Below are 18,818 nucleotides of genomic sequence, written 5' to 3'. Positions count from 1 at the left end.
CCACGACGATGATGTGGTGGGCGGTCAGCGCCATCTCGCTCATGAGGTGCGAGGACAGGAAGATCGTGCGCCCCTGACCCGCGAGGTAGCGCACCAGGGTGCGGACCCACAGCACACCCTCGGGGTCGAGGCCGTTGACGGGCTCGTCCAGGATGAGCGTCTGCGGGTCGCCGAGCAGCGCCGCGGCGATGCCGAGCCGCTGGCCCATGCCCAGCGAGAACCCGCCGACGCGCTTGTCCGCGACGGTCTGCAGGCCGGTCATCTCGATGACCTCGTCGACCCGGCGTCGGCTGATGCCGTGCGTCGCGGCCATGGCCAGGAGGTGGCTGCGCGCCGTGCGGCCGGTGTGCACGGCCTTGGCGTCGAGCAGCGAACCGACCTCCTGCAGCGGCGTGCGGTGCGCGGCGTACGGGCGGCCGTTGACCGTCACCGTGCCGGCGGTGGGTCGATCGAGACCGACGATCATCCGCATCGTGGTGGACTTGCCCGCGCCGTTGGGGCCCAGGAAGCCCGTGACCTTGCCCGGCTGCACCGTGAACGTCATGTCGTCCACGGCGGTGGTCGGGCCGTACCTCTTGATGAGGCCGTGCGCCTCGATCATGGTTGCTCCTCCTCGTCGGTCGAACACCTCGAACCTAGGAGGAGGGGCGCGCGGCGGGGACGGCCGCAGGGCGGATCTTCGCCGCCCGCGGCCGTACCCCTCAGGGATGACGGGCTGCGTCCCGTGGCTGCTCAGGCCGTCGGCAGCGGGCAGGCCACCCCGGTCGAGTGCACCGGGCAGTAGCCGTGCGGCACCTTGTGCAGGTACTGCTGGTGGTACTCCTCGGCGTAGTAGAAGGGCCCCGCCCCGGGCACGCCGTCGCGGGAGTCGACCGCGCGGATCTCCGTGGTGATCGGGCCGAGGCCGTGGGAGCGCAGCGCGGGCTCGTACGCCGTGCGCGTGCTCAGCGCGGCGGCGGTCTGCTCGTCGGTGGTCGTGAAGACCGCCGAGCGGTACTGCGTGCCGCGGTCGTTGCCCTGGCGGAACCCCTGGGTCGGGTCGTGGAGCTCCCAGAACGTGCGCAGCAGCTCAGCGTGCGGCAGAACGGTCGGGTCGTAGGCGACGAGCACCGTCTCGGTGTGCCCGGTCATCCCGGTGCAGGTCTCCTCGTAGGTGGGGAACGGCGTGTAGCCGCCCTGGTACCCGGCTGCCGTCGTGACGACGCCGGGCAGCTGCCACAGCTCGCGCTCGGCGCCCCAGAAGCAGCCGAGCGCCAGGTGCAGCACGGCGGTGCCATCGGGCCACGGCCCGGCGAGCGGCGTGCCCAGGACCACATGCCGCTCGGGCACAGGGAAGGCCGACGCCGAGCGGCCGCGCAGTGCGCGCTCGGGGCTCACCATCGTCGTGCGCAGCAGGGATCCGAACATCGGGGCCTCCTCAGGTCTGCCCGTGCCAACGCGCGCCCGGACGGGGGTGTTCCCCGCGGTGCCCGGCTGTCGGACGGCCCCAGGGCCCGGGCTGCTGGCCCCCGTCGGCCGTCATGGCCCTAGCCTGTGCAGGTGACTCACGACGACTGGACCGACGCCGGCTTCGCCACCCGGGCCATCCACGCGGGGCAGGCCCCGGACGCCACCACGGGCGCCGTCGTGCCGCCCATCTACCAGGTGTCCACGTTCGCCCAGGACGGCGTCGGCGGGCTGCGCGGCGGGTACGAGTACTCGCGCTCGGGCAACCCGACGCGCACCGCGCTCGAGGACGCGCTCGCGTCGGTCGAGGGCGGCGCGCGGGCCTTCGCGTTCTCCTCCGGGCTGGCGGCCGAGGACGCGCTGCTGCGCGCTGTGCTGCGGCCGGGCGGCCACGTCGTCGTGCCCAACGACGCCTACGGCGGCACCTACCGGCTCATCGCGCGCGTGCTGGGGCCGTGGGGCGTTGACCACACCGTGGTCGACCCGACGGACCTCGACGCCGTGGCCGCGGCCATCGAGCACGGGCGCACGGCGCTCGTGTGGGTGGAGAGCCCCTCCAACCCCCTGCTCTCCGTGACGGACATCGCCGCCGTCTCGGCGCTGGCCCGCGCGGCCGGCGCCGTGCTGGTGGTCGACAACACGTTCGCGACGCCGTACCTGCAGCAGCCGCTGGCGCTCGGGGCGGACGTCGTCGTGCACTCGACGACCAAGTACATCGGCGGGCACAGCGACGTCGTCGGCGGGGCGCTCGTGGTGGGGGACGGCGCCCAGCTGCCGGTGGGCCTCGAGGGGCCCACGGGCACCACGGCGCTGGTCGACGCGGTCGGGTACCTGCAGAACGCCGCGGGCGCGGTGGCCGGGCCGTTCGACGCGTGGCTGGCCCTGCGCGGGCTGCGCACGCTCGCCGTCCGGATGGACCGGCACTGCTCCAACGCGCTCACGGTGGCCCGGTACCTGCGCGACCACTCCGCGGTCACCCAGGTCATCCACCCGGGGCTCGAGGAGCACCCGGGCCACGAGCTCGCCGGGCGCCAGATGAGCGCGTTCGGCGCGATGGTCTCCTTCCGCGTGGGCAGCCGCGAGAAGGCGCTCGACGTGTGCGCCCGGACGAAGGTCTTCACGCTCGCGGAGTCTCTCGGCGGGGTCGAGTCGCTCATCGAGCACCCCGCGCAGATGACCCACGCGTCGGTCGCGGGCTCGGCGCTCGAGGTGCCGGACGACCTCGTGCGGCTGTCGGTGGGCATCGAGGACGTCGCCGACCTCGTGGCCGACCTCGGCCAGGCACTCGCGTGAGCGTCGGTCCGTCGGACGCCGTGCCGCGCTCGGTCCAGGTCGCCGCGGCCTGGTCATGGCGCCTGCTCGCGATCCTCCTGGCGCTCGCGGCCGTCGTCCTCGCGCTGGGGTACTCCAAGGTGATCTGGGTGCCTGTGGTCGTGGCGCTCCTGCTCACCGTGCTGCTGCGGCCGGTCGTCGCGCTGCTCGTCGAGCGGGCGCGGATGGGCCGCGGGCTGGCCTCGGCGGTGACGGTGGTCGGGCTGCTGCTGGTGCTCTCCGGGCTGTTCGCTGCCACCGGGCGTGCGCTGGTCCGGGGCTTCGCCGACCTGTGGGACCGGGCGGACGCGGGGATCGACGCGCTCATCGACTACCTCGCCACCACCCCGCTGGGGCTGGACCCGGCGCAGCTCGAGGCGGTGGTCTCCCAGCTGACCGACCAGCTCGGCGCCAGCTCCGGGACCCTGGTCTCGGGTGCGCTGTCGGTGACCGTGACGATCGGCAACCTGCTGGCTGGCGCCCTGCTCACCCTCTTCTGCCTGCTGTTCTTCCTCAAGGACGGCGCCCAGATCTGGGCGTGGCTGGTCCGCCTGCTGCCCCGCACGGCCCGGATGCGGGTCTACGAGGCGTCGCGGCGCGGGGTCGTGACGCTCGCGGCCTTCACCAAGACCCAGATCCTCGTCGCGCTCATCGACGCCACGGGGATCGGCCTCGGCGCGCTCGTCCTGGGTCTGCCGCTCGTCATGCCGCTGACCGTGCTCGTGTTCATGGCGAGCTTCATCCCCTTCGTCGGCGCGATCGCCACCGGGGCGATCGCCGTGCTCGTCGCCCTCGTGGACCAGGGCCTCGGCACGGCCCTCATCATGCTGGGCATCGTGCTGCTGGTGCAGCAGGTCGAGAGCAACGTGCTCCAGCCCATGCTGCTGGGCCAGGCGGTCTCGCTGCACCCCGTGGCGGTGCTGCTGTCGGTCACGGCGGGCTCGCTGGCCGCCGGGATCGTCGGGGCCCTGTTCGCCGTGCCGCTGGCCGCGACCGTCAACACCGTGGTGCTCTACCTGCACGGGCGGGACAAGTTCCCCGCGCTGGGCACCGACCCCGAGGGGCTCGACCGCTGGTTGCGGGCCTTCGACGCGCCCCGCGGGCCGAGCGTGGTGCGCGGGCAGGGTGCGCCCGTGGCCGAGGTGTCGGTCCCGGGTCCGGGGCCGAGCGCGCCGTGAGCCCGTCCGCGACCTCGCCGCCGCCGGGCGCGGACCTCGTCGGCCCCGCCGACGTCGCGGCCGCCGCGGCGCTGCTCGAGGGTGTCGCGCTGCGCACGCCGGTCGAGGGCTCGCGCGCCCTGTCGGCTCTGGCCGGCGGCCCCGTGCTGCTCAAGTGCGAGAACCTCCAGCGGGCCGGGTCGTTCAAGATCCGCGGCGCCTACGTGCGGATGTCCCGCCTGAGCCCCGCCGAGCAGGCCAGGGGGGTGGTCGCCGCCAGCGCGGGGAACCACGCCCAGGGGGTCGCGCTCGCCGCACGGCTGCTCGGCGTGGACGCGACGGTGTACATGCCGCAGGGTGCGGCCCTGCCGAAGATCGCGGCCACCCAGGAGTACGGCGCGCGTGTGCTGCTGCAGGGCTCGAGCGTCGACGAGGCGCTCCTCCTCGCGACGGCGCACGCCGAGCGCACGGGGGCCGTGCTCATCCACCCGTTCGACCACGTGGACGTCGTGGCGGGGCAGGGCACCGTGGGCCGCGAGATCCTCGAGCAGGTGCCGGACGTGCGCACGGTCCTCGTGCCCGTCGGCGGCGGCGGGCTGGCCGCCGGGATCGTCGCGTCGCTCGCGGACCAGCCCCAGGTGCGCGTCATCGGGGTCCAGGCGGAGGGGGCGGCGGCCTACCCGGGCTCGCTGGCGGCCGGGCACCCCGTCCCGGTGGGGCAGATGACCACGATGGCCGACGGGATCGCCGTCGGGCGGCCGGGGGACGTGCCGTTCGGCCTGCTGCAGCGCCACGGCGTGCCGGTGCGCACCGTGACGGAGGAGGACCTGTCCCGCGCGCTCCTGCTCGTCGCCGAGCGTGCCAAGCTCATCGTGGAGCCCTCCGGCGCCGCCGGTGTGGCCGCCCTCATGGCGGGCACCGGACCGGTCGAGACGCCCGCCGTGGTGGTCCTGTCCGGCGGGAACATCGACCCGTTGCTGCTGCTGCGCGTGGTGCGGCACGGGCTGGCGTCCGCCGGCCGGTACACGCAGCTGCACGTGCGCGTCGCGGACCGGCCCGGCGTCCTCGCGTCGCTGCTCGCGGACCTCGCGGCGGCGGGCGGCAACGTCATGCACGTCAGCCACCTGCGCACGGGCGTCGACCTCGGCGTCGACGAGGTGGAGATCGCGGTCCAGGTGGAGACCCGCGGGCCCGAGCACGCCTCGGCGCTGCTGCTGCACGTGCGCGGGCTGGGCTACCGGGTGGTCACCGGCGGTCCGGGCTGACGCTCGGGGCGCGACCGACCCCTCTGCCTGCCGGTGGCCCGCTCGGGTGGCACGCCTCAGGGCACGAAGGGCGTGGCCTCGTGGATGACGACGTCGATCTGACGGCCGTTGGGTGCGGTGTAGGACGTCGACTCACCGCGCGAGCGGCCGACGATCGCTGCGCCCAGCGGCGAGCCGGCGCTGTAGACGTCCAGGCCGGTGCCCTCGGCGACCTCGCGCGAGCCGAGCAGGAACGTCATCCGGTCCCCGGCGACGGTGGCCGTGACGACCATGCCGGACTCCACGACGCCGTCGTCCGCGGGGGCTTCGCCGACCACGGCCGTCCGCAGCAGCTCGGTGAGCTGGCGGATCCGGGCCTCCTGCTTGGCCTGCTCCTCGCGTGCGGCGTGGTACCCGCCGTTCTCCTTGAGGTCGCCCTCCTGGCGCGCGGTGTCGATCTTCTCGGCGATGTCGTGCCGGCCGATGGTGCTGAGCTGCGTGAGCTCTGCGGTCAGCCGGTCGTGCGCCTCCTGGGTCAGCCAGGTGATGGCGGCCTGATCGGTCACGGTGCCTCCTCGTGCTGAGGCACCCGCCGGTCGGGGCGGGTGCGGTGTCATGGGCCACGCGGGGCACCGCTGCGTCGAGGGTCGCGACGGCACAGGGCGGCCCGTCGCGAGGGAGCGTGCTCCCGGCGTGGAAACGATCAGGATAGCAACCCTCAGGGTTCGAGCACCCAGCAGCTGTCCACCAGGCCCGTGGTCGCGGCCTGGGTCGTGGCGACCTCGACGGCGAACCGCTGGACGCGGTCCTGCGCCGGGGCGACGTCGACCGTGACGATCCCCACCTGCGCGTACTGCTGGTCCAGTGCCTGCACGCGGCACCGCACGGCGACGCCGGGGTCGATCCGCACGACGTCGAAGACCACCTCGACGGAGGCGGCGCCGTCGAGCGTGAACCCGACGTCCTTCCAGGTCACGGGCTGGGCGGCCACCCCGAGGCCGACCCAGACCGTCACGGCGACGAGGGCCGCACCGAGGCCCGCGAGGACCATCGTGCGGCGCCGGCCCGAGCGCGGGTCCGCCGCCGGGCCGTAGCGTCCGGCCGGGAGCGCAGACGCGTCCGACATCGGTCCTCCTGCGGGGCTGGGCCGGCCGGACCTGCGATCCACAGGTCCGCGCCGGTGCTGCGGGTGCGCGGAGACCCGCGCATGGGAGACCATTGTCCTCGTGAGCGGGACGACGACGAGACGGGCCGGGCTGCGGCTGATGGCTGTGCACGCCCACCCCGACGACGAGTCGAGCAAGGGGGCGGCCACCACGGCCCGGTACGCGGCCGAGGGGGTCGAGGTGCTGGTCGTGACGTGCACGGGCGGCGAGCGGGGCTCGATCCTCAACGACGCCTATCCGGGCAGCCCCGCCGAGGGCGCCGAGATGGCCGCCGTGCGTCGCGAGGAGATGGCCGCGGCCGCGCGCGCGCTGGGCGTGCGTCAGCACTGGCTGGGCTTCGTGGACTCCGGCCTGCCCGAGGGCGACCCGCTGCCGCCGCTGCCCGAGGGCTGCTTCGCCCTCGTCCCCCTGGAGGCGGCCGCCGCACCGCTCGTCGAGCTGGTCCGTGCGTTCCGCCCGCACGTCATCACGACGTACGACCCGAGCGGCGGCTACCCCCACCCGGACCACATCATGAGCCACAAGGTCGCGGACGAGGCCTACCACGCGGCCGGCGACCCCGAGCGGTACCGCGGGCACGGAGAGCCGTGGGCGCCGCTCAAGCTCTACTACAACCACGACTTCTCGCTGCACCGGATGCGCACGGTCCACGAGGCGCTCGTCGCGGCGGGCCACGAGTCCCCGTTCGGCGACTGGGTCGAGTCGCGCGCCATGCGCGAGGTGCCCGAGCGTCCCGTGACCACCCGGATCACCTGCGCCGAGCACTTCGGCGCGCGGGACGAGGCGCTGCGCTCGCACGCCACCCAGATCGACCCGTCGGGCTTCTTCTTCGCCGTGCCCCGCGACCTCGAGGCGGCCATCTGGCCCGTCGAGGAGTACGAGCTGGCACACGCCCGTGTCCCGGTCGCCCTGCCGGAGGACGACCTGTTCTCGGGGATCCACCCGGAGGACGACCGATGAGCCCCAGCCTGACGACCGCCTGGGCCCTCGTGCTCGGTGCCACCCCGGAGCCCGTGCTGCCCGAGCTGCGCGAGGGCCTCGACCCCGACAGCGTCACCCCGGGCCTGCTCGGCTTCCTCGTGATCTTCGCCGCGGTGCTCGCGTGCATCCCGCTGTTCCTGTCGATGACCGGCAAGCTGCGCCGGGTCGAGCACGCCGCCCGCGCGCAGGACGTCGCCGAGGGGGCCGCGGCCGCCCCGGCCCCCAGCGCCCCGGCCCCCAGCGACCCGGCACCTGACGCCGCGCCCCCAGCCGCTCCGGTGCCGCCCGCCGCGGAACCCGTGGCCGAACCGCCGAGCCGGACGGACTGACCATGCGCGTCCACGTCGTGGGTCTGGCCAGCACGCAGGATGTCGCCGCCAACCGCACCGCCGCCGTGGAGGCCGTGCTGGAGGCCGCGGACGACGGCGCGCACCTCGTGGTGCTGCCGGAGTACGCCGCGTGCTTCGACCCGCGCGGCGTGACCGTGCGGGCCGAGGCGCTCGACGGGCCGTTCGTCACGGCGCTGCGCGAGGCCGCGGTCCAGAGCGGGGTGGTGGTCATCGCCGGGCTCGTGGTCGCGGGGGCAGGTCCCGCCGACCCGCCGGCCAACGTCGTGGTGGCGGTCGGCCCGCAGGGCCTCCTCGGGACGTATCACAAGGTGCACCTGTACGACGCGTTCGGGCAGCACGAGTCGGACCGGTTCGCGGCGGGGGACCCGGCCGCGGCGCCGCTGGTGGTCGACGTCGACGGCCTGCGGGTGGGCGTGATGACGTGCTACGACCTGCGCTTCCCCGAGTCCGCCCGCCGCCTGGTCGATGCCGGTGCGACGGTCATCGCGGTCCCCGCGGCCTGGGCCTCGGGCCAGGACAAGGTCAAGCACTGGCGGATCCTGCTGCGGGCGCGCGCGATCGAGGACACCGTGTACGTGCTCGGGGCGGCCATGCAGGGGCGCGGGGTGGCGGGCGCGCCGATGGTGGTGGACCCGCTCGGCGTGGTCCTCGCCGACCCGGGTCGCGACCCGGGCGAGCGCTCGGCGACGGGTGGCGAGGGACGCCAGGTGGCGGTCGCCGACCTCGATCCCGCGCAGGTCGAGGCCGTGCGCGGGCGCAACCCGTCGCTGGTCAACCGCCGCTACACGGTCGTCCCGCGGGTCTGAGCCGCGGGACAGGCAGCCGGCCCGGCTCGACTAGCCAGCGGTGTAGACCGCGATGCTCACCGCGACGTAGTGGCACACGAAGCCGACGACCGTGAGGCTGTGGAAGACCTCGTGGAAGCCGAACCAGCGCGGGCTCGGGTCCGGCCACCGGGTCCCGTAGACCACCGCGCCGAGGGTGTAGGCCAGCCCGCCCGCGGCGACGAGCCACACGATCGTCGGGCCCTGTGGCGTGGCGACCCAGAACGTCGGGATGTACCAGACGGCCACCCACCCGAGGGCGACGTAGACCGGCGTGTAGAACCACCGCGGCGCGCCGAGCCAGAAGATCCGCGCGAGCAGCCCGGCCAGCGCACCCGACCACACGACGACGAGCATCATCTGCGCCGTCTCGCGCGGCAGCAGCAGCACGGCCAGGGGCGTGTAGGTGCCCGCGATGATGAGGAAGATGTTGGTGTGGTCCAGCCGACGCAGCACGCCGTTGACCCGCGGGGACCACGTGCCGCGGTGGTACACGGCGCTGACGCCGAACAGCAGGATCGAGCTGAGCCCGAAGATCGCGGTGGTCACCTTGCCGGCCGTGGTCGGGGCGAGGGCGACGAGAGCGATCGCGCCCACGAGCGCCAGCGGCGCCATCCCGGCGTGCAGCCAGCCGCGCAGCCGCGGCTTGACGGCGTCGATGAGGTTGTCTGCCATGCGGTCCTCCCGATGAACTTACGCAACCGTAGGTTACCCCGGATGCCGGGCGTCCCCGGCGCGCGCCGTCGTGCGCGGGGCCGGGCCCGCGGGGACCAGTCTGGCCCCGACCGACCTGCACCGCAGCCTGCCCACGGCCTGCCGGCGGCCTGCCCGCGGAGTGTCGCACGGGGCGGTAGCGTGGCGTCATGCGCCTGCCGAACCCCCTGTACGGGGTGTACGAGCGTCACCTCGCGGCGCAGCTCACCCCCACCTCGGTGCCCCGGCACATCGGCGTCATCCTCGACGGCAACCGGCGCTGGGCGCGGAGCCTTGGCGCGAGCGCGTCGACGGGGCACCGGCGCGGGGCAGACAAGATCGCCGACCTGCTGGGCTGGTCCGAGGAGGTGGGTGTCGAGGTCGTCACCCTGTGGATGCTCTCGACCGACAACCTCTCGAGGGACCCCGCAGAGCTCGCGGAGCTGCTGGGGATCATCGGCGAGGCGGTGACCTCCCTCGCCGAGACGCGGCGATGGCGGCTGCAGGTCATGGGCGCCCTCGAGCTGCTGCCGGCCGATGCCGCGGCGACGCTGCGCGCTGCCGAGGCGAGCACGGCGGACGTCGTCGGGCTGCACGTCAACGTCGCCGTCGGGTACGGCGGCCGGCACGAGATCGCCGAGGCCGTGCGCTCGATCCTGCGCGAGAACGCCGGCAACGGGACGTCGCTGGAGGACCTCGCGGAGTCGTTCGACGTCGAGCACATCGCCGAGCACCTCTACACCAAGGGCCAGCCGGACCCCGACCTGGTCATCCGCACCTCCGGCGAGCAGCGGCTCGGCGGGTTCCTGCTGTGGCAGAGCGCGCACTCGGAGTTCTACTTCTGCGAGGCGTACTGGCCCGACTTCCGTCGGGTCGACTTCCTGCGCGCGCTGCGCTCGTACGCGGCGCGTGAGCGCCGGCTCGGCCGCTGACCCGGCCCCCAGGTGAACATCGTGTGACGCGTGCGCGTTCGCTCGCGTGTCGGGGCGGGGGTGTCGGGGCCCCGGCGTAGCGTCCGGCGGTAACGGACGGCGTCCGTCGTCCCTCGGGAGGCCAGCCCATGGAGCCTGTGCTCCGGGAGGAGGGCCGGTCCCCGGCCCCGCGGCCGGTCGACCGGGCCCGTTACCCCGCCGGGAGCCGCACCGTCGGCCCCCGGCAGCCAGCTCGGCGCGCCGTCGCCGGAGGGGATGCCCCGTGAGCCAGACCTACGTGCTCGACACCTCCGTCCTGCTGTCCGACCCACGCGCCATCCTGCGCTTCGCCGAGCACGCCGTCGTGCTCCCGGTGGTCGTCATCACCGAGCTCGAGGCCAAGCGGCACCACGCCGAGCTGGGGTACTTCGCCCGTGCGGCGCTGCGGATGCTCGACGACCTGCGGATCGAGCACGGGCGGCTCGACCAGGCCGTCCCGGTGGGCGCGCTGGGCGGCACGCTGCGCGTCGAGCTCAACCACGTGGACCCCATGGTGCTGCCGGCCGGCTTCCGGCTCGGGGACAACGACACGCGGATCCTGGCCGTGGCCAAGAACCTGGCGGACGAGGGGCACCACGTGGTGCTCGTGTCCAAGGACCTGCCGATGCGCGTCAAGGCCTCCGCGGTGGGCCTGGCCGCGGAGGAGTACCGCGCGGAGCTCGCCGTGGACTCCGGCTGGACGGGGATGACGGAGCTGGACCTCGCCGAGCAGCAGATGGCGGCCCTGTGGGAGCAGGAGCGCGTCGACCTCGCGGACGTCGACCTCACCGGTCAGGACACCGGCCCCCTGCTGTGCCACACGGGCGCCGTCGTGCACTCGCCGCGGGGCTCCGCCCTCGCGCGCGTCACCGCGGACAAGCAGCTGCGTCTGGTGCGCGGCGACCAGGAGGTCTTCGGGCTGCGCGGGCGCAGCGCCGAGCAGCGCATGGCGATCGACCTGCTGCTCGACGACGAGATCGGCATCGTCTCGCACGGCGGGCGGGCGGGGACCGGCAAGTCCGCGCTCGCGCTGTGCGCCGGCCTCGACGCCGTGCTCGAGCGGCGGCAGCACCGCAAGGTGATGGTCTTCCGGCCGCTGTACGCCGTGGGTGGCCAGGACCTGGGCTACCTGCCAGGCAACGAGGCGGACAAGATGGGGCCGTGGGCCCAGGCGGTCTTCGACACCCTGGGCGCCGTGGTGTCCGGCGCCGTGGTCGAGGAGGTCATGGACCGCGGGATGCTCGAGGTGCTGCCACTGACGCACATCCGCGGCCGCTCGCTGCACGACGCGTTCGTCATCGTCGACGAGGCGCAGTCGCTCGAGCGCAACGTGCTGCTCACCGTGCTGTCCCGGATCGGCCAGTCCTCGCGCGTCGTCCTGACGCACGACGTCGCCCAGCGCGACAACCTGCGCGTGGGCCGGCACGACGGCGTCGCGGCGGTCATCGAGGCGCTCAAGGGCCACCCGCTGTTCGCGCACGTCACGCTCACGCGGTCCGAGCGCTCGCCGGTCGCGGCGCTCGTCACCGAGATGCTCGAGGGGATCGAGGTCTGAGCTGCGGGGTCGACGGCCGATGGCTGACGGCCGACGGCAGGTGGCCCACGGCGACGGCAGGTGGCCCACGGCCCACGGCGACGGCAGGCCGAGGCGGTGGTCCGGCCTCAGCCGCTGTTGCGCAGCAGGAACTCCGTCTCCGTGTCGCGGCCCATCTCCGGATCCGGAGCGGGGGAGACGGCGACGGACTCCACCATGTCCTCGAGGCGGATCGGCTCGGGCAGGTGGGCGAAGGGGTGCTCGTCGGGTCGTGCGGGCGTCGGCTCGTCCATGGTCGTCACGCCCGCGGCGGGCGGGTCATGGCCATGACGTCGAGCGCCGTGTCCAGCTGGGCCTCGGTGACCTCGCCCCGCTCGACGAAGCCGAGGTCGACGACGGCCTGGCGCACGGTCACGCCGTGCGCGACGGCGTGCTTGGCCACCTTCGCCGCCGCCTCGTAGCCGATGGTCCGGTTGAGCGGTGTGACGATCGATGGCGAGGACTCGGCCAGCGCCCGGGCGCGCTCGACGTTCGCCACGATGCCGTCCACCGTGCGGTCCGCGAGGAGCCGCGAGGCGTTGGCCAGCAGGCGGATCGACTCCAGCACGCCCTGGGCGATGACGGGGATCTGCACGTTGAGCTCGAAGGCCCCGCTCGCGCCGGCCCAGGCGACGGTCGCGTCGTTGCCGACCACGCGCGCCGCGACCATGAGCACGGCCTCGGGAACCACGGGGTTGACCTTGCCCGGCATGATCGAGGAGCCGGGCTGCAGGTCCGGCAGCGTGATCTCGCCGAGCCCGGTGTTGGGGCCGGAGCCCATCCAGCGCAGGTCGTTGCAGATCTTGGTCAGGCTCACGGCGATGGTGCGTAGCGCTCCCGACAGCTCGACGAGCCCGTCGCGCGCGCTCTGGGCCTCGAAGTGGTTGCGCGCCTCGGTGAGCGGCAGGCCGGTGTCCTCGCGCAGCAGGGCGATCACGCGCTGGGGGAACCCGGCGGGGGTGTTGATCCCGGTCCCGACCGCCGTGCCGCCCAGCGGTACCTCGGCGGCACGCGGCAGTGCGGCGGCGAGGCGCTCGACGCCGTAGCGGACGGCCGCGGCGTACCCGCCGAACTCCTGGCCCAGCGTCACCGGCGTGGCGTCCATGAGGTGGGTGCGGCCCGACTTGACCACGCCTCCGAAGGCCTCGGCCTTGGCCTCGAGCGCTGCGGCGAGGTGCTCGAGGGCTGGTACGAGGTCGCGCACCACGCCGTCGGTCGCGGCGACGTGCACCGAGGTCGGGAACACGTCGTTGGACGACTGCGACGCGTTGACGTGGTCGTTGGGGTGCACCGGGCGGCCCAGCCGTGCGGTGGCGAGCGTCGCGATGACCTCGTTGGCGTTCATGTTCGACGACGTCCCCGACCCGGTCTGGTAGACGTCAACCGGGAACTGCGCGTCGTGCGCGCCGTCCGCGACCTCCTCGGCGGCCGCCGCGACGGCCTGGGCGACGTCGTCTGCCAGCACGCCCAGCTCGGCGTTCGCCAGGGCTGCGGCCTTCTTGATCCGGGCCAGCGCGGCGATGTGCGAGCGCTCCAGCCGGGTGCCGGAGATGGGGAAGTTCTCCACGGCGCGCTGGGTCTGGGCGCGGTACAGGGCATCGACCGGGACGAGGACGTCGCCCATCGTGTCGTGCTCGATGCGGAAGCCCTCGGGGGCGGTCGTCTCGGTCATGACCGACATCCTCGCACCGCGGCCGGGGTCGGGCCGTGCGGGTCCGGACGTGCGGGTCCGGGCGTGCGGGCCTGGGTGCGCGGGTCCGGACGTGCGGTTCCGGGCCGGCCTTCAGCCCTGGCCGACGTCCCCGTGGGCCTGGACCAGCCGGACCCGCCCGTCGACCAGCGCGTACTCGAGGCCGAGGATCGCGCAGCGCCCGTCGGCGACCGCCGTCGACAGCCCCACCGAGTAGCTGAGCAGCATCTCGACCGTGTGCCGCACGTGCTCGCGGCCCAGGGCCTCGGGGGTCGGGGCGAGCAGGGCCCGGCCGGCGCCGGCGGGCGTGCCCGGCTCCGGCAGGGTGACGATGCTGGGGATGACCCGGTCGACGATCGCGCGGACGAACCCCGTGGGCATCCGCCCCGTCGTCAGCGCCTCGGCTGCCGCGGCGACGGCGCCGCACGAGTCGTGGCCCAGCACGAGCACGAGCGAGGCCCCGAGCACCTGGACGCCGTACTCGATCGAGCCGATGACGGTCGTGTCGACCACGTGCCCCGCGGTGCGCACCACGAAGAGGTCGCCGAGCCCCTGGTCGAAGATGATCTCGGCGGCGACCCGCGAGTCCGAGCAGCCGAAGACCACGGCGAACGGCGCCTGGGCGGCGCTCAGCTCCGCGCGGTGACCGACGTCCTGCGAGGGGTGCTCCATGGCACCGCGGACGAAGCGGTCGTTGCCCTCGACGAGGGCCGACCAGGCCTGGGCTGGCGTGCGGGGCTGCGGCATGGGCTCATCGTCGCAGGCCGCCCGGGGTGTCGCCCGCGCGACCGACGCGTCAGCCGATCCCCATGAGGCCGATGACGAGCGCCATGACGAGCACCGTGACGAGCTCGTGGGCGAGCGTCAACGCGGTGAGCCGCGCGGGCCGGGCCTCGAAGGCGTCGTGCGTGACGATGCGTGCCGCGGTGAACCCGGCCCACAGCAGGACGCCGGTGATGAGGGAGTCGACGAGGAACGTGCCGTCGTAGAACTCGTGCGCGATGGCTGCCGCGCCGGCGAGCACCCACGCGGTGACGAAGCTGACGACCACGGTGATGAGGATGGGCAGGATCCCGCGCGAGGCGGCCCTGTCCTGGTCCACCCTGGCCGCGGCCATCCACCACTTGCCGAACACCTTCGGGGAGTACCAGATCGAGCCGACGACGAGCGTCGACGCCGTGGCGAGCACGACGGCCCACAGGTTGGTCTCGGGGATCATCGTCGGCCTCTTCCGCGAGCTGTCCAGGTCCGCGGGGGAGCGGACCTCGCGGGCGAGTCTACGGGCGTCGTCGGCTCGCTGAGGGGTGCTCGCCCGGCGGTACAGTCGCCACGTGTCGAGGGCGACGAGGCCGGGACGGACCCTCACGGGGGCCGCGCTGCTGCTCGCCGTCGCGGCAACCTGCGGCGCGGCGATCACCCCCGAGGTCTCGGCGTTCGCGACGCTCCCGCTGCACACCGACGGTGTGGTGCTCGACGCGGCCGGCGACCCCGTCCCGGTGCCCGTCGGCGGCGACGTGCAGGACGACCCCGAGCGCCGCCTAGCCCAGGACGCGTGGCTGGCGTCGGGGACGGTGCCCGGCCCGGACGCGTACGCGGCGCTCGCCGAGCGGGCGCTGCGCGACCTGGACCTCCTCGTGCTGGCCGACGGTGCGGCCCTCGCCGGCGTGAGCGCGCGGTGGCGGTACGTGTGGCCGCGCGACGCGTCGTTCACCGCCGTCGCGCTCACGCGCACGGGCCACCCCGACGACGCGTTGCGGGTTCTCGACTACCTGCGGCGCATGCAGGACGAGACGTCGACCGACGGCGTCTTCGCGGCCCGCTACCTGCCCGACGGCTCCGGCGACGTCCCCGACGGGCGAGGCCCCCAGCTCGACGGCAACGGCTGGGTGCTCTGGGCCGTCGCCGAGTGGTACGCCGGCGCGAGGCCCGGTGGGGCGCGGGATGCCGCGCTGGCGGGGCTGAGCCCGCTGGTCGAGCGGTCCGTCGACGCGATCCGCGCCCAGGTGGACCCCCGCACCGGGCTGCCCGGGGTCTACGCGGACTACTGGGAGGTGCGGGAGCAGGTCCCGACGCTGGGCACGCTCGCACCCCTGCTGCTCGGCGCCCGGGCGATCGGTCCGGTGCTCGACGCGCTGGGGCTGGACCCGGTGGACGACGTCGTGCGCCTGCTCGAGGCCGGCCAGCGCGAGTTCGCCCCCGACTACCCGCGCCGGCACGGTGGGGCCACCACCGACACCGCCGTCGCGTTCCTCATGCCGCCGTTCGCACCCCTCGACCCGCAGGTCCAGGCCGCGTGGCTCGCGGCGGCACCGACGATGACGCGCAGCGGCGGCGGCCTCGCCCCGGGCAGCGACTGGAAGCCGGACGGGATCTCGTGGACGCCCAGCACCGCGGTCTTCGCGCTCACGGCGGCGGCCTCGGGTGACGTGGACCAGGCGACCGACCGGCTGGACTGGCTCGCTGAGCACACCACCCCGCGCGGCTCGCTGCCAGAGAAGGTGCTCTGGGACGGCAGCCCGGCGTCGGCCGCCCCGCTGGCGTGGACGGCGTCGCTGGTGCTGCTCACGCTGGACGAGCTCGACCGTCAGGGCGCGGGCTGAGGTCACGCGGGCTCGCGTAGTGCATCCGGGTCGTCAGGAATCCTCGGGAACTCCGGGTCGCGCGGGCCTGACGTCCGCGGTCGGTACTGCGCTGAGGCGAGCTCAGGCGCGCTCAGGCGAACTCAGGCGCGCTCAGGCGAGCTCGGCCGTGGTGGGCGGGTTGGCACCGGCACGGCTGACGGTGATCGCGGCGATCCGCGCGCAGCGCTCGAGCACGGCGGTCCAGGTCGCGTCCGGCGCCGCGTGCAGGTCCGCGCGGTGCTCGGCGCCGAGCAGCCCGGCCGACCACAGCCCGTCGATGAGGCCACCCATGAAGGAGTCGCCGGCGCCCACGGTGTCGGCGACGGTGACGCGCGGTGCCACGATCTCGACCGTGCTGCCGGCCGCCGTCACCGCGACGGCGCCCTCGCCGCCGCGCGTGACCACCACGGCGGCCGGGCCCGTGGTCGCCCAGCGGCGTGCGACGTCCACCGGGTCGCTGCCGGGCTCGAGCCACGCGAGGTCCTCGTCGCTGACCTTGACGACGTCCGAGAGCGCCACGAGGGCCTCGACCATGGGGCGCGTGACGTCGGGCGCCGGCATGAGGGATGGCCGCATGTTCGGGTCGTAGGTGATCGTCGCGGAGTCCCGGTGCGCGGCGAGGATCCGGGCGACGTCCGCGCCGCCCGGCTCGAGGATCGCGGCGATCGAGCCCGTGTGGACCACGACGGGCGCTGCGGCCGGGGAGGTCCAGCTCGCCGGGACGTGCCAGGACAGGTCGAAGACGTAGGTCGCGACCCCGGCGTCGTCGAGCACCGCGGTCGCCACGGACGTCCGCTCGGCGGTCCCGCTGCCGGGCACCACGTCCACGCCGGCGCCCGTGAGGTGCGCGGTGATGACCTCGCCGTGCGCGTCGGCACCGAACCATGTGAGCAGGTCGACGCCGCGGTCGAGGCGGGCCAGGCCGATCGCGACGTTGGCGGGGCTGCCGCCCGGGTGCTCGCTCACGGCACCGTCGGCGCGCCGCACGACGTCGATGAGGGCCTCGCCGATGACCAGCGCGCGGCGGGCGACGTCCGTCGGCGCCAGGGCGGTGGTCCCGATCGGGTCCGAGGCGGGTGCGGGGGTCGTGGCGCTCATCGGTCGTCCTCGGGGTCCGTCGGGGCGGGTGCGGTGCTGGTCGTGCGCGTGGTCGTACGCGTGGTCGTCGAGGCGGCGCCGGGCGCCGGCCCGTCCGGGGTGGCCGATCGGGCGGCGTCGAGCCGGCGGCGGGCGCCGTCGAGCCACTCCTGGCAGCGCGCGGCGAGCGCCTCGCCGCGCTCCCAGAGCGCGAGCGAGCCCTCGAGGGTCTCACCGCCGGCCTCGAGCCGTGCGACGACCCCGACGAGCTCGTCGCGGGCCTGCTCGTACGTCATCTCAGCGGGTGTGGTCGGCACAGGACCAGTAAACCGTGACGGGGCCCGCAGGTGCGACGCCCGGTCGGATCGGTGCGGATCCCGTGCGGATCACGTCGTCGCACGGGGTGTGGCCGGCTCGACCACCTCCGCCTCGAACCGGCCGGATGCGACCCGCACCAGCACGCGGTCGTGGGCGGCGACCTCGTCGGACGAGCGGACCACCGCGCCGTCGGCGACGCGCTGCACGACGGCGTAGCCGCGCTCGAGCGTGGCCGCGGGGGACAGGGCGCGCACCTGGGCGGCGAGCCGCTCGACGTCCGCAGCGCCAGCCCGCAGCGTGTCGGCGACGGAGCGTCGCGCGTCGGCCCGCAGGCGCGCGACCTCGAGCTCGTACCCCTCGATGAGGTTCTCGGGCCGCGCCAGCACGGGGCGCGAGCGCACGGCCGCCAGCCGCTCGGCCTCGCCGCGCAGCAGCTGGGTGATCGCGGCACGCACCCGGGTGCGTGCCTGCGTCACGCGCGTGCGCTCCTCGCCGACGTCGGGCACGATCCGCTTGGCCGCGTCGGTGGGTGTCGACGCCCGGTAGTCGGCGACGAGGTCGAGCAGGGGCGCGTCGGTCTCGTGGCCGATCGCGACGACGACGGGCGTGCGGCACGCCGCGACGGCGCGCACGAGGCTCTCGTTGCTGAACGGCAGCAGGTCCTCGACGCTGCCGCCGCCGCGGGCCACGACGATGACCTCGACCCGCGGGTCGGCGTCGAGCTCTGCGACGGCTGCGCTCACCTCGGCGACCGCCCGCACGCCCTGGACCGCCACCTCGCGGATCTCGAAGAGCACCTGAGGCCAGCGCGCCCTGGCGTTGACGACCACGTCGTGCTCGGCCTTGGAGTCGCGCCCGCAGACGAGCCCCACGACGCCCGGCAGGAAGGGCAGCGCGACCTTGCGGTCGGCGTCGAAGAGGCCCTCGGCGGCGAGCACGCGGCGCAGGTGCTCGATCCGCGCGAGGAGCTCGCCGAGCCCGACGGCGCGGAACTCGTCGGCCTGGAGCTGCAGCGTGCCGCGCTTGGACCAGAAGGTCGGGGTCGCGTGCACGACGACGTGCGCGCCCTCGGTGAGCTCACCGAGCACGCGGGGCTGGGCGGACACCGACAGCGAGACGTCGGCGTCGACGTCCCGCAGCGTGAGGAAGGCCATGCCGGCCCGCTTGTTGAGCTGGACCACCTGGCCCTCGACCCACACGCCCGGCATCTTGTGGACGTACTCGGCGATCTTGGCGGACAGGTGCCGCACGGGCCACGGGTGCTCCGGCGTCGTCTCGATCGCGCGGGCGGGCAGGTCGGTCACCGGGCCAGCCTGCCACCTGGGCCGGACGGCGGTGGGCGGTGCCGCCGCCCGCGTGCCATCGCCCGCGTGCCGGTGGCCGCGTGCCGTCGCCCGCGTGCCGGTGGCCGCGTGCC

Annotated in this window: 21 protein-coding genes; 9 read left to right on the top strand and 12 right to left on the bottom strand. The window is 74.7% G+C overall.

The genetic code is table 11. From position 1 onward, the window contains the following. Together PKY62_RS04925 and msrA are read right to left on the bottom strand one after the other, a co-directional pair. Positions 1–601, bottom strand: a 601-nt coding sequence (locus tag PKY62_RS04925; protein WP_324535439.1) for an ABC transporter ATP-binding protein, incomplete at its 3' end; no start/stop codon positions are given. Positions 602–732: 131 nt separating this feature from the next. Continuing rightward, positions 733–1,407 carry a peptide-methionine (S)-S-oxide reductase MsrA gene (gene msrA, locus PKY62_RS04920; RefSeq protein ID WP_324535437.1) on the bottom strand — a complete coding sequence of 225 codons (675 nt, stop codon included), beginning with the start codon at positions 1,405–1,407 and terminating at the stop codon, positions 733–735. Positions 1,408–1,539: 132 nt separating this feature from the next. On the opposite strand from msrA, the gene PKY62_RS04915 reads away from it, so the two are divergent. The 3 genes from PKY62_RS04915 to ilvA are packed head-to-tail and all read left to right on the top strand — an operon-like array spanning position 1,540 to position 5,179. Then, on the top strand, positions 1,540–2,739 hold the full coding sequence (locus tag PKY62_RS04915) for a cystathionine gamma-synthase (RefSeq protein ID WP_324535435.1): 1,200 nt from the start codon (positions 1,540–1,542) through the stop codon (positions 2,737–2,739). Continuing rightward, complete coding sequence (locus PKY62_RS04910; protein WP_324535433.1) at positions 2,736–3,935, top strand: AI-2E family transporter; 1,200 nt, start codon at positions 2,736–2,738, stop codon at positions 3,933–3,935. The genes PKY62_RS04915 and PKY62_RS04910 overlap by 4 nt, the downstream gene beginning before the upstream one ends. After that, on the top strand, positions 3,932–5,179 hold the full coding sequence (gene ilvA / locus PKY62_RS04905; protein ID WP_324535431.1) for a threonine ammonia-lyase: 1,248 nt from the start codon (positions 3,932–3,934) through the stop codon (positions 5,177–5,179). Before PKY62_RS04910 ends, ilvA begins: the two co-directional genes overlap by 4 nt. A 56-nt stretch (positions 5,180–5,235) precedes the next feature. On the opposite strand, the gene greA is transcribed toward ilvA, so the two are convergent. Then, complete coding sequence (gene greA, locus PKY62_RS04900) at positions 5,236–5,775, bottom strand: transcription elongation factor GreA (protein WP_324535430.1); 540 nt, start codon at positions 5,773–5,775, stop codon at positions 5,236–5,238. A gap of 101 nt (positions 5,776–5,876) precedes the next feature. After that, positions 5,877–6,284 (bottom strand): DUF4307 domain-containing protein, encoded by a 408-nt coding sequence (locus PKY62_RS04895; protein WP_324535428.1) that lies wholly within the window; start codon positions 6,282–6,284, stop codon positions 5,877–5,879. Positions 6,285–6,423: 139 nt separating this feature from the next. Here PKY62_RS04895 and mca point away from each other — a divergent pair, with 139 nt between their 5' ends. The 3 genes from mca to PKY62_RS04880 are packed head-to-tail and all read left to right on the top strand — an operon-like array spanning position 6,424 to position 8,461. Then, positions 6,424–7,284, top strand: a complete 861-nt coding sequence (gene mca, locus PKY62_RS04890) for a mycothiol conjugate amidase Mca (protein WP_324535443.1) — start codon at positions 6,424–6,426, stop codon at positions 7,282–7,284. Then, positions 7,281–7,634, top strand: a complete 354-nt coding sequence (locus PKY62_RS04885; RefSeq protein ID WP_324535426.1) for a hypothetical protein — start codon at positions 7,281–7,283, stop codon at positions 7,632–7,634. The genes mca and PKY62_RS04885 overlap by 4 nt, the downstream gene beginning before the upstream one ends. Positions 7,635–7,636: 2 nt before the next feature. Beyond that, the gene (locus tag PKY62_RS04880) at positions 7,637–8,461 is read left to right on the top strand and encodes a nitrilase-related carbon-nitrogen hydrolase (protein WP_324535424.1); all 825 of its coding nucleotides are present in this window, start codon (positions 7,637–7,639) and stop codon (positions 8,459–8,461) included. A gap of 30 nt (positions 8,462–8,491) precedes the next feature. On the opposite strand, the gene trhA is transcribed toward PKY62_RS04880, so the two are convergent. Further along, positions 8,492–9,154, bottom strand: a complete 663-nt coding sequence (gene trhA, locus PKY62_RS04875; protein ID WP_324535422.1) for a PAQR family membrane homeostasis protein TrhA — start codon at positions 9,152–9,154, stop codon at positions 8,492–8,494. Positions 9,155–9,342: 188 nt separating this feature from the next. On the opposite strand from trhA, the gene PKY62_RS04870 reads away from it, so the two are divergent. Next, positions 9,343–10,104, top strand: a complete 762-nt coding sequence (locus tag PKY62_RS04870; RefSeq protein WP_324535420.1) for an isoprenyl transferase — start codon at positions 9,343–9,345, stop codon at positions 10,102–10,104. 262 nt (positions 10,105–10,366) lie between these two features. Then, on the top strand, positions 10,367–11,677 hold the full coding sequence (gene phoH2 / locus PKY62_RS04865) for an RNA 5'-3' helicase PhoH2 (protein ID WP_324535418.1): 1,311 nt from the start codon (positions 10,367–10,369) through the stop codon (positions 11,675–11,677). Between the two features lie 107 nt (positions 11,678–11,784). Here the strand turns inward: phoH2 and PKY62_RS04860 are convergent, their stop codons facing one another. The 4 genes from PKY62_RS04860 to PKY62_RS04845 form a co-directional block, all read right to left on the bottom strand. Further along, a complete protein-coding gene (locus PKY62_RS04860) occupies positions 11,785–11,949 on the bottom strand; it encodes a heme biosynthesis protein HemY (protein WP_324535416.1) in 165 nt (54 codons plus the stop codon). Between the two features lie 5 nt (positions 11,950–11,954). Next, the gene (locus PKY62_RS04855; RefSeq protein ID WP_324535414.1) at positions 11,955–13,367 is read right to left on the bottom strand and encodes a class II fumarate hydratase; all 1,413 of its coding nucleotides are present in this window, start codon (positions 13,365–13,367) and stop codon (positions 11,955–11,957) included. A gap of 111 nt (positions 13,368–13,478) precedes the next feature. Beyond that, positions 13,479–14,132: a carbonic anhydrase gene (locus tag PKY62_RS04850; protein ID WP_324535412.1), complete on the bottom strand. Its 654-nt coding sequence runs from the start codon at positions 14,130–14,132 to the stop codon at positions 13,479–13,481. 49 nt (positions 14,133–14,181) lie between these two features. After that, entirely contained in the window at positions 14,182–14,604 is a 423-nt protein-coding gene (locus PKY62_RS04845) for a DUF1761 domain-containing protein (protein ID WP_324535410.1), read from the bottom strand. A gap of 112 nt (positions 14,605–14,716) precedes the next feature. Between PKY62_RS04845 and PKY62_RS04840 the strand changes: the two genes are divergently transcribed. Then, entirely contained in the window at positions 14,717–15,985 is a 1,269-nt protein-coding gene (locus PKY62_RS04840; RefSeq protein ID WP_324535409.1) for a glycoside hydrolase family 15 protein, read from the top strand. Between the two features lie 132 nt (positions 15,986–16,117). Here the strand turns inward: PKY62_RS04840 and PKY62_RS04835 are convergent, their stop codons facing one another. The 3 genes from PKY62_RS04835 to xseA all read right to left on the bottom strand — a co-directional run bounded on the left by PKY62_RS04835 (position 16,118) and on the right by xseA (position 18,705). Then, positions 16,118–17,104: a carbohydrate kinase family protein gene (locus PKY62_RS04835; protein WP_324535408.1), complete on the bottom strand. Its 987-nt coding sequence runs from the start codon at positions 17,102–17,104 to the stop codon at positions 16,118–16,120. Next, positions 17,101–17,379, bottom strand: a complete 279-nt coding sequence (locus PKY62_RS04830) for an exodeoxyribonuclease VII small subunit (protein ID WP_324535406.1) — start codon at positions 17,377–17,379, stop codon at positions 17,101–17,103. The genes PKY62_RS04835 and PKY62_RS04830 overlap by 4 nt, the downstream gene beginning before the upstream one ends. Before the next feature lie 90 nt (positions 17,380–17,469). After that, positions 17,470–18,705 carry an exodeoxyribonuclease VII large subunit gene (gene xseA, locus PKY62_RS04825; RefSeq protein ID WP_324535404.1) on the bottom strand — a complete coding sequence of 412 codons (1,236 nt, stop codon included), beginning with the start codon at positions 18,703–18,705 and terminating at the stop codon, positions 17,470–17,472. Positions 18,706–18,818: the final 113 nt, after the last annotated feature.

The organism is Actinotalea sp. (assembly GCF_035443605.1).
Lineage (GTDB): Bacteria > Actinomycetota > Actinomycetes > Actinomycetales > Cellulomonadaceae > Actinotalea.
Note: the sequence above shows the minus strand (reverse complement) of the source record. Positions and strands in the feature narration are given on the sequence as shown.

Bases quoted from the DNA above. Each gene is read 5' to 3' on its own strand.
- PKY62_RS04850 (WP_324535412.1), bottom strand. From the start codon at position 14,132: ATGCCGCAGCCCCGCACGCCAGCCCAGGCCTGGTCGGCCCTCGTCGAG.
- trhA (WP_324535422.1), bottom strand. From the start codon at position 9,154: ATGGCAGACAACCTCATCGACGCCGTCAAGCCGCGGCTGCGCGGCTGG.
- PKY62_RS04835 (WP_324535408.1), bottom strand. From the start codon at position 17,104: ATGAGCGCCACGACCCCCGCACCCGCCTCGGACCCGATCGGGACCACC.
- PKY62_RS04830 (WP_324535406.1), bottom strand. From the start codon at position 17,379: ATGACGTACGAGCAGGCCCGCGACGAGCTCGTCGGGGTCGTCGCACGG.
- PKY62_RS04870 (WP_324535420.1), top strand. From the start codon at position 9,343: ATGCGCCTGCCGAACCCCCTGTACGGGGTGTACGAGCGTCACCTCGCG.
- PKY62_RS04860 (WP_324535416.1), bottom strand. From the start codon at position 11,949: ATGGACGAGCCGACGCCCGCACGACCCGACGAGCACCCCTTCGCCCAC.
- PKY62_RS04855 (WP_324535414.1), bottom strand. From the start codon at position 13,367: ATGACCGAGACGACCGCCCCCGAGGGCTTCCGCATCGAGCACGACACG.
- greA (WP_324535430.1), bottom strand. From the start codon at position 5,775: ATGACACCGCACCCGCCCCGACCGGCGGGTGCCTCAGCACGAGGAGGC.
- PKY62_RS04845 (WP_324535410.1), bottom strand. From the start codon at position 14,604: ATGATCCCCGAGACCAACCTGTGGGCCGTCGTGCTCGCCACGGCGTCG.
- PKY62_RS04880 (WP_324535424.1), top strand. From the start codon at position 7,637: ATGCGCGTCCACGTCGTGGGTCTGGCCAGCACGCAGGATGTCGCCGCC.
- mca (WP_324535443.1), top strand. From the start codon at position 6,424: ATGGCTGTGCACGCCCACCCCGACGACGAGTCGAGCAAGGGGGCGGCC.
- PKY62_RS04895 (WP_324535428.1), bottom strand. From the start codon at position 6,284: ATGTCGGACGCGTCTGCGCTCCCGGCCGGACGCTACGGCCCGGCGGCG.
- PKY62_RS04885 (WP_324535426.1), top strand. From the start codon at position 7,281: ATGAGCCCCAGCCTGACGACCGCCTGGGCCCTCGTGCTCGGTGCCACC.
- msrA (WP_324535437.1), bottom strand. From the start codon at position 1,407: ATGTTCGGATCCCTGCTGCGCACGACGATGGTGAGCCCCGAGCGCGCA.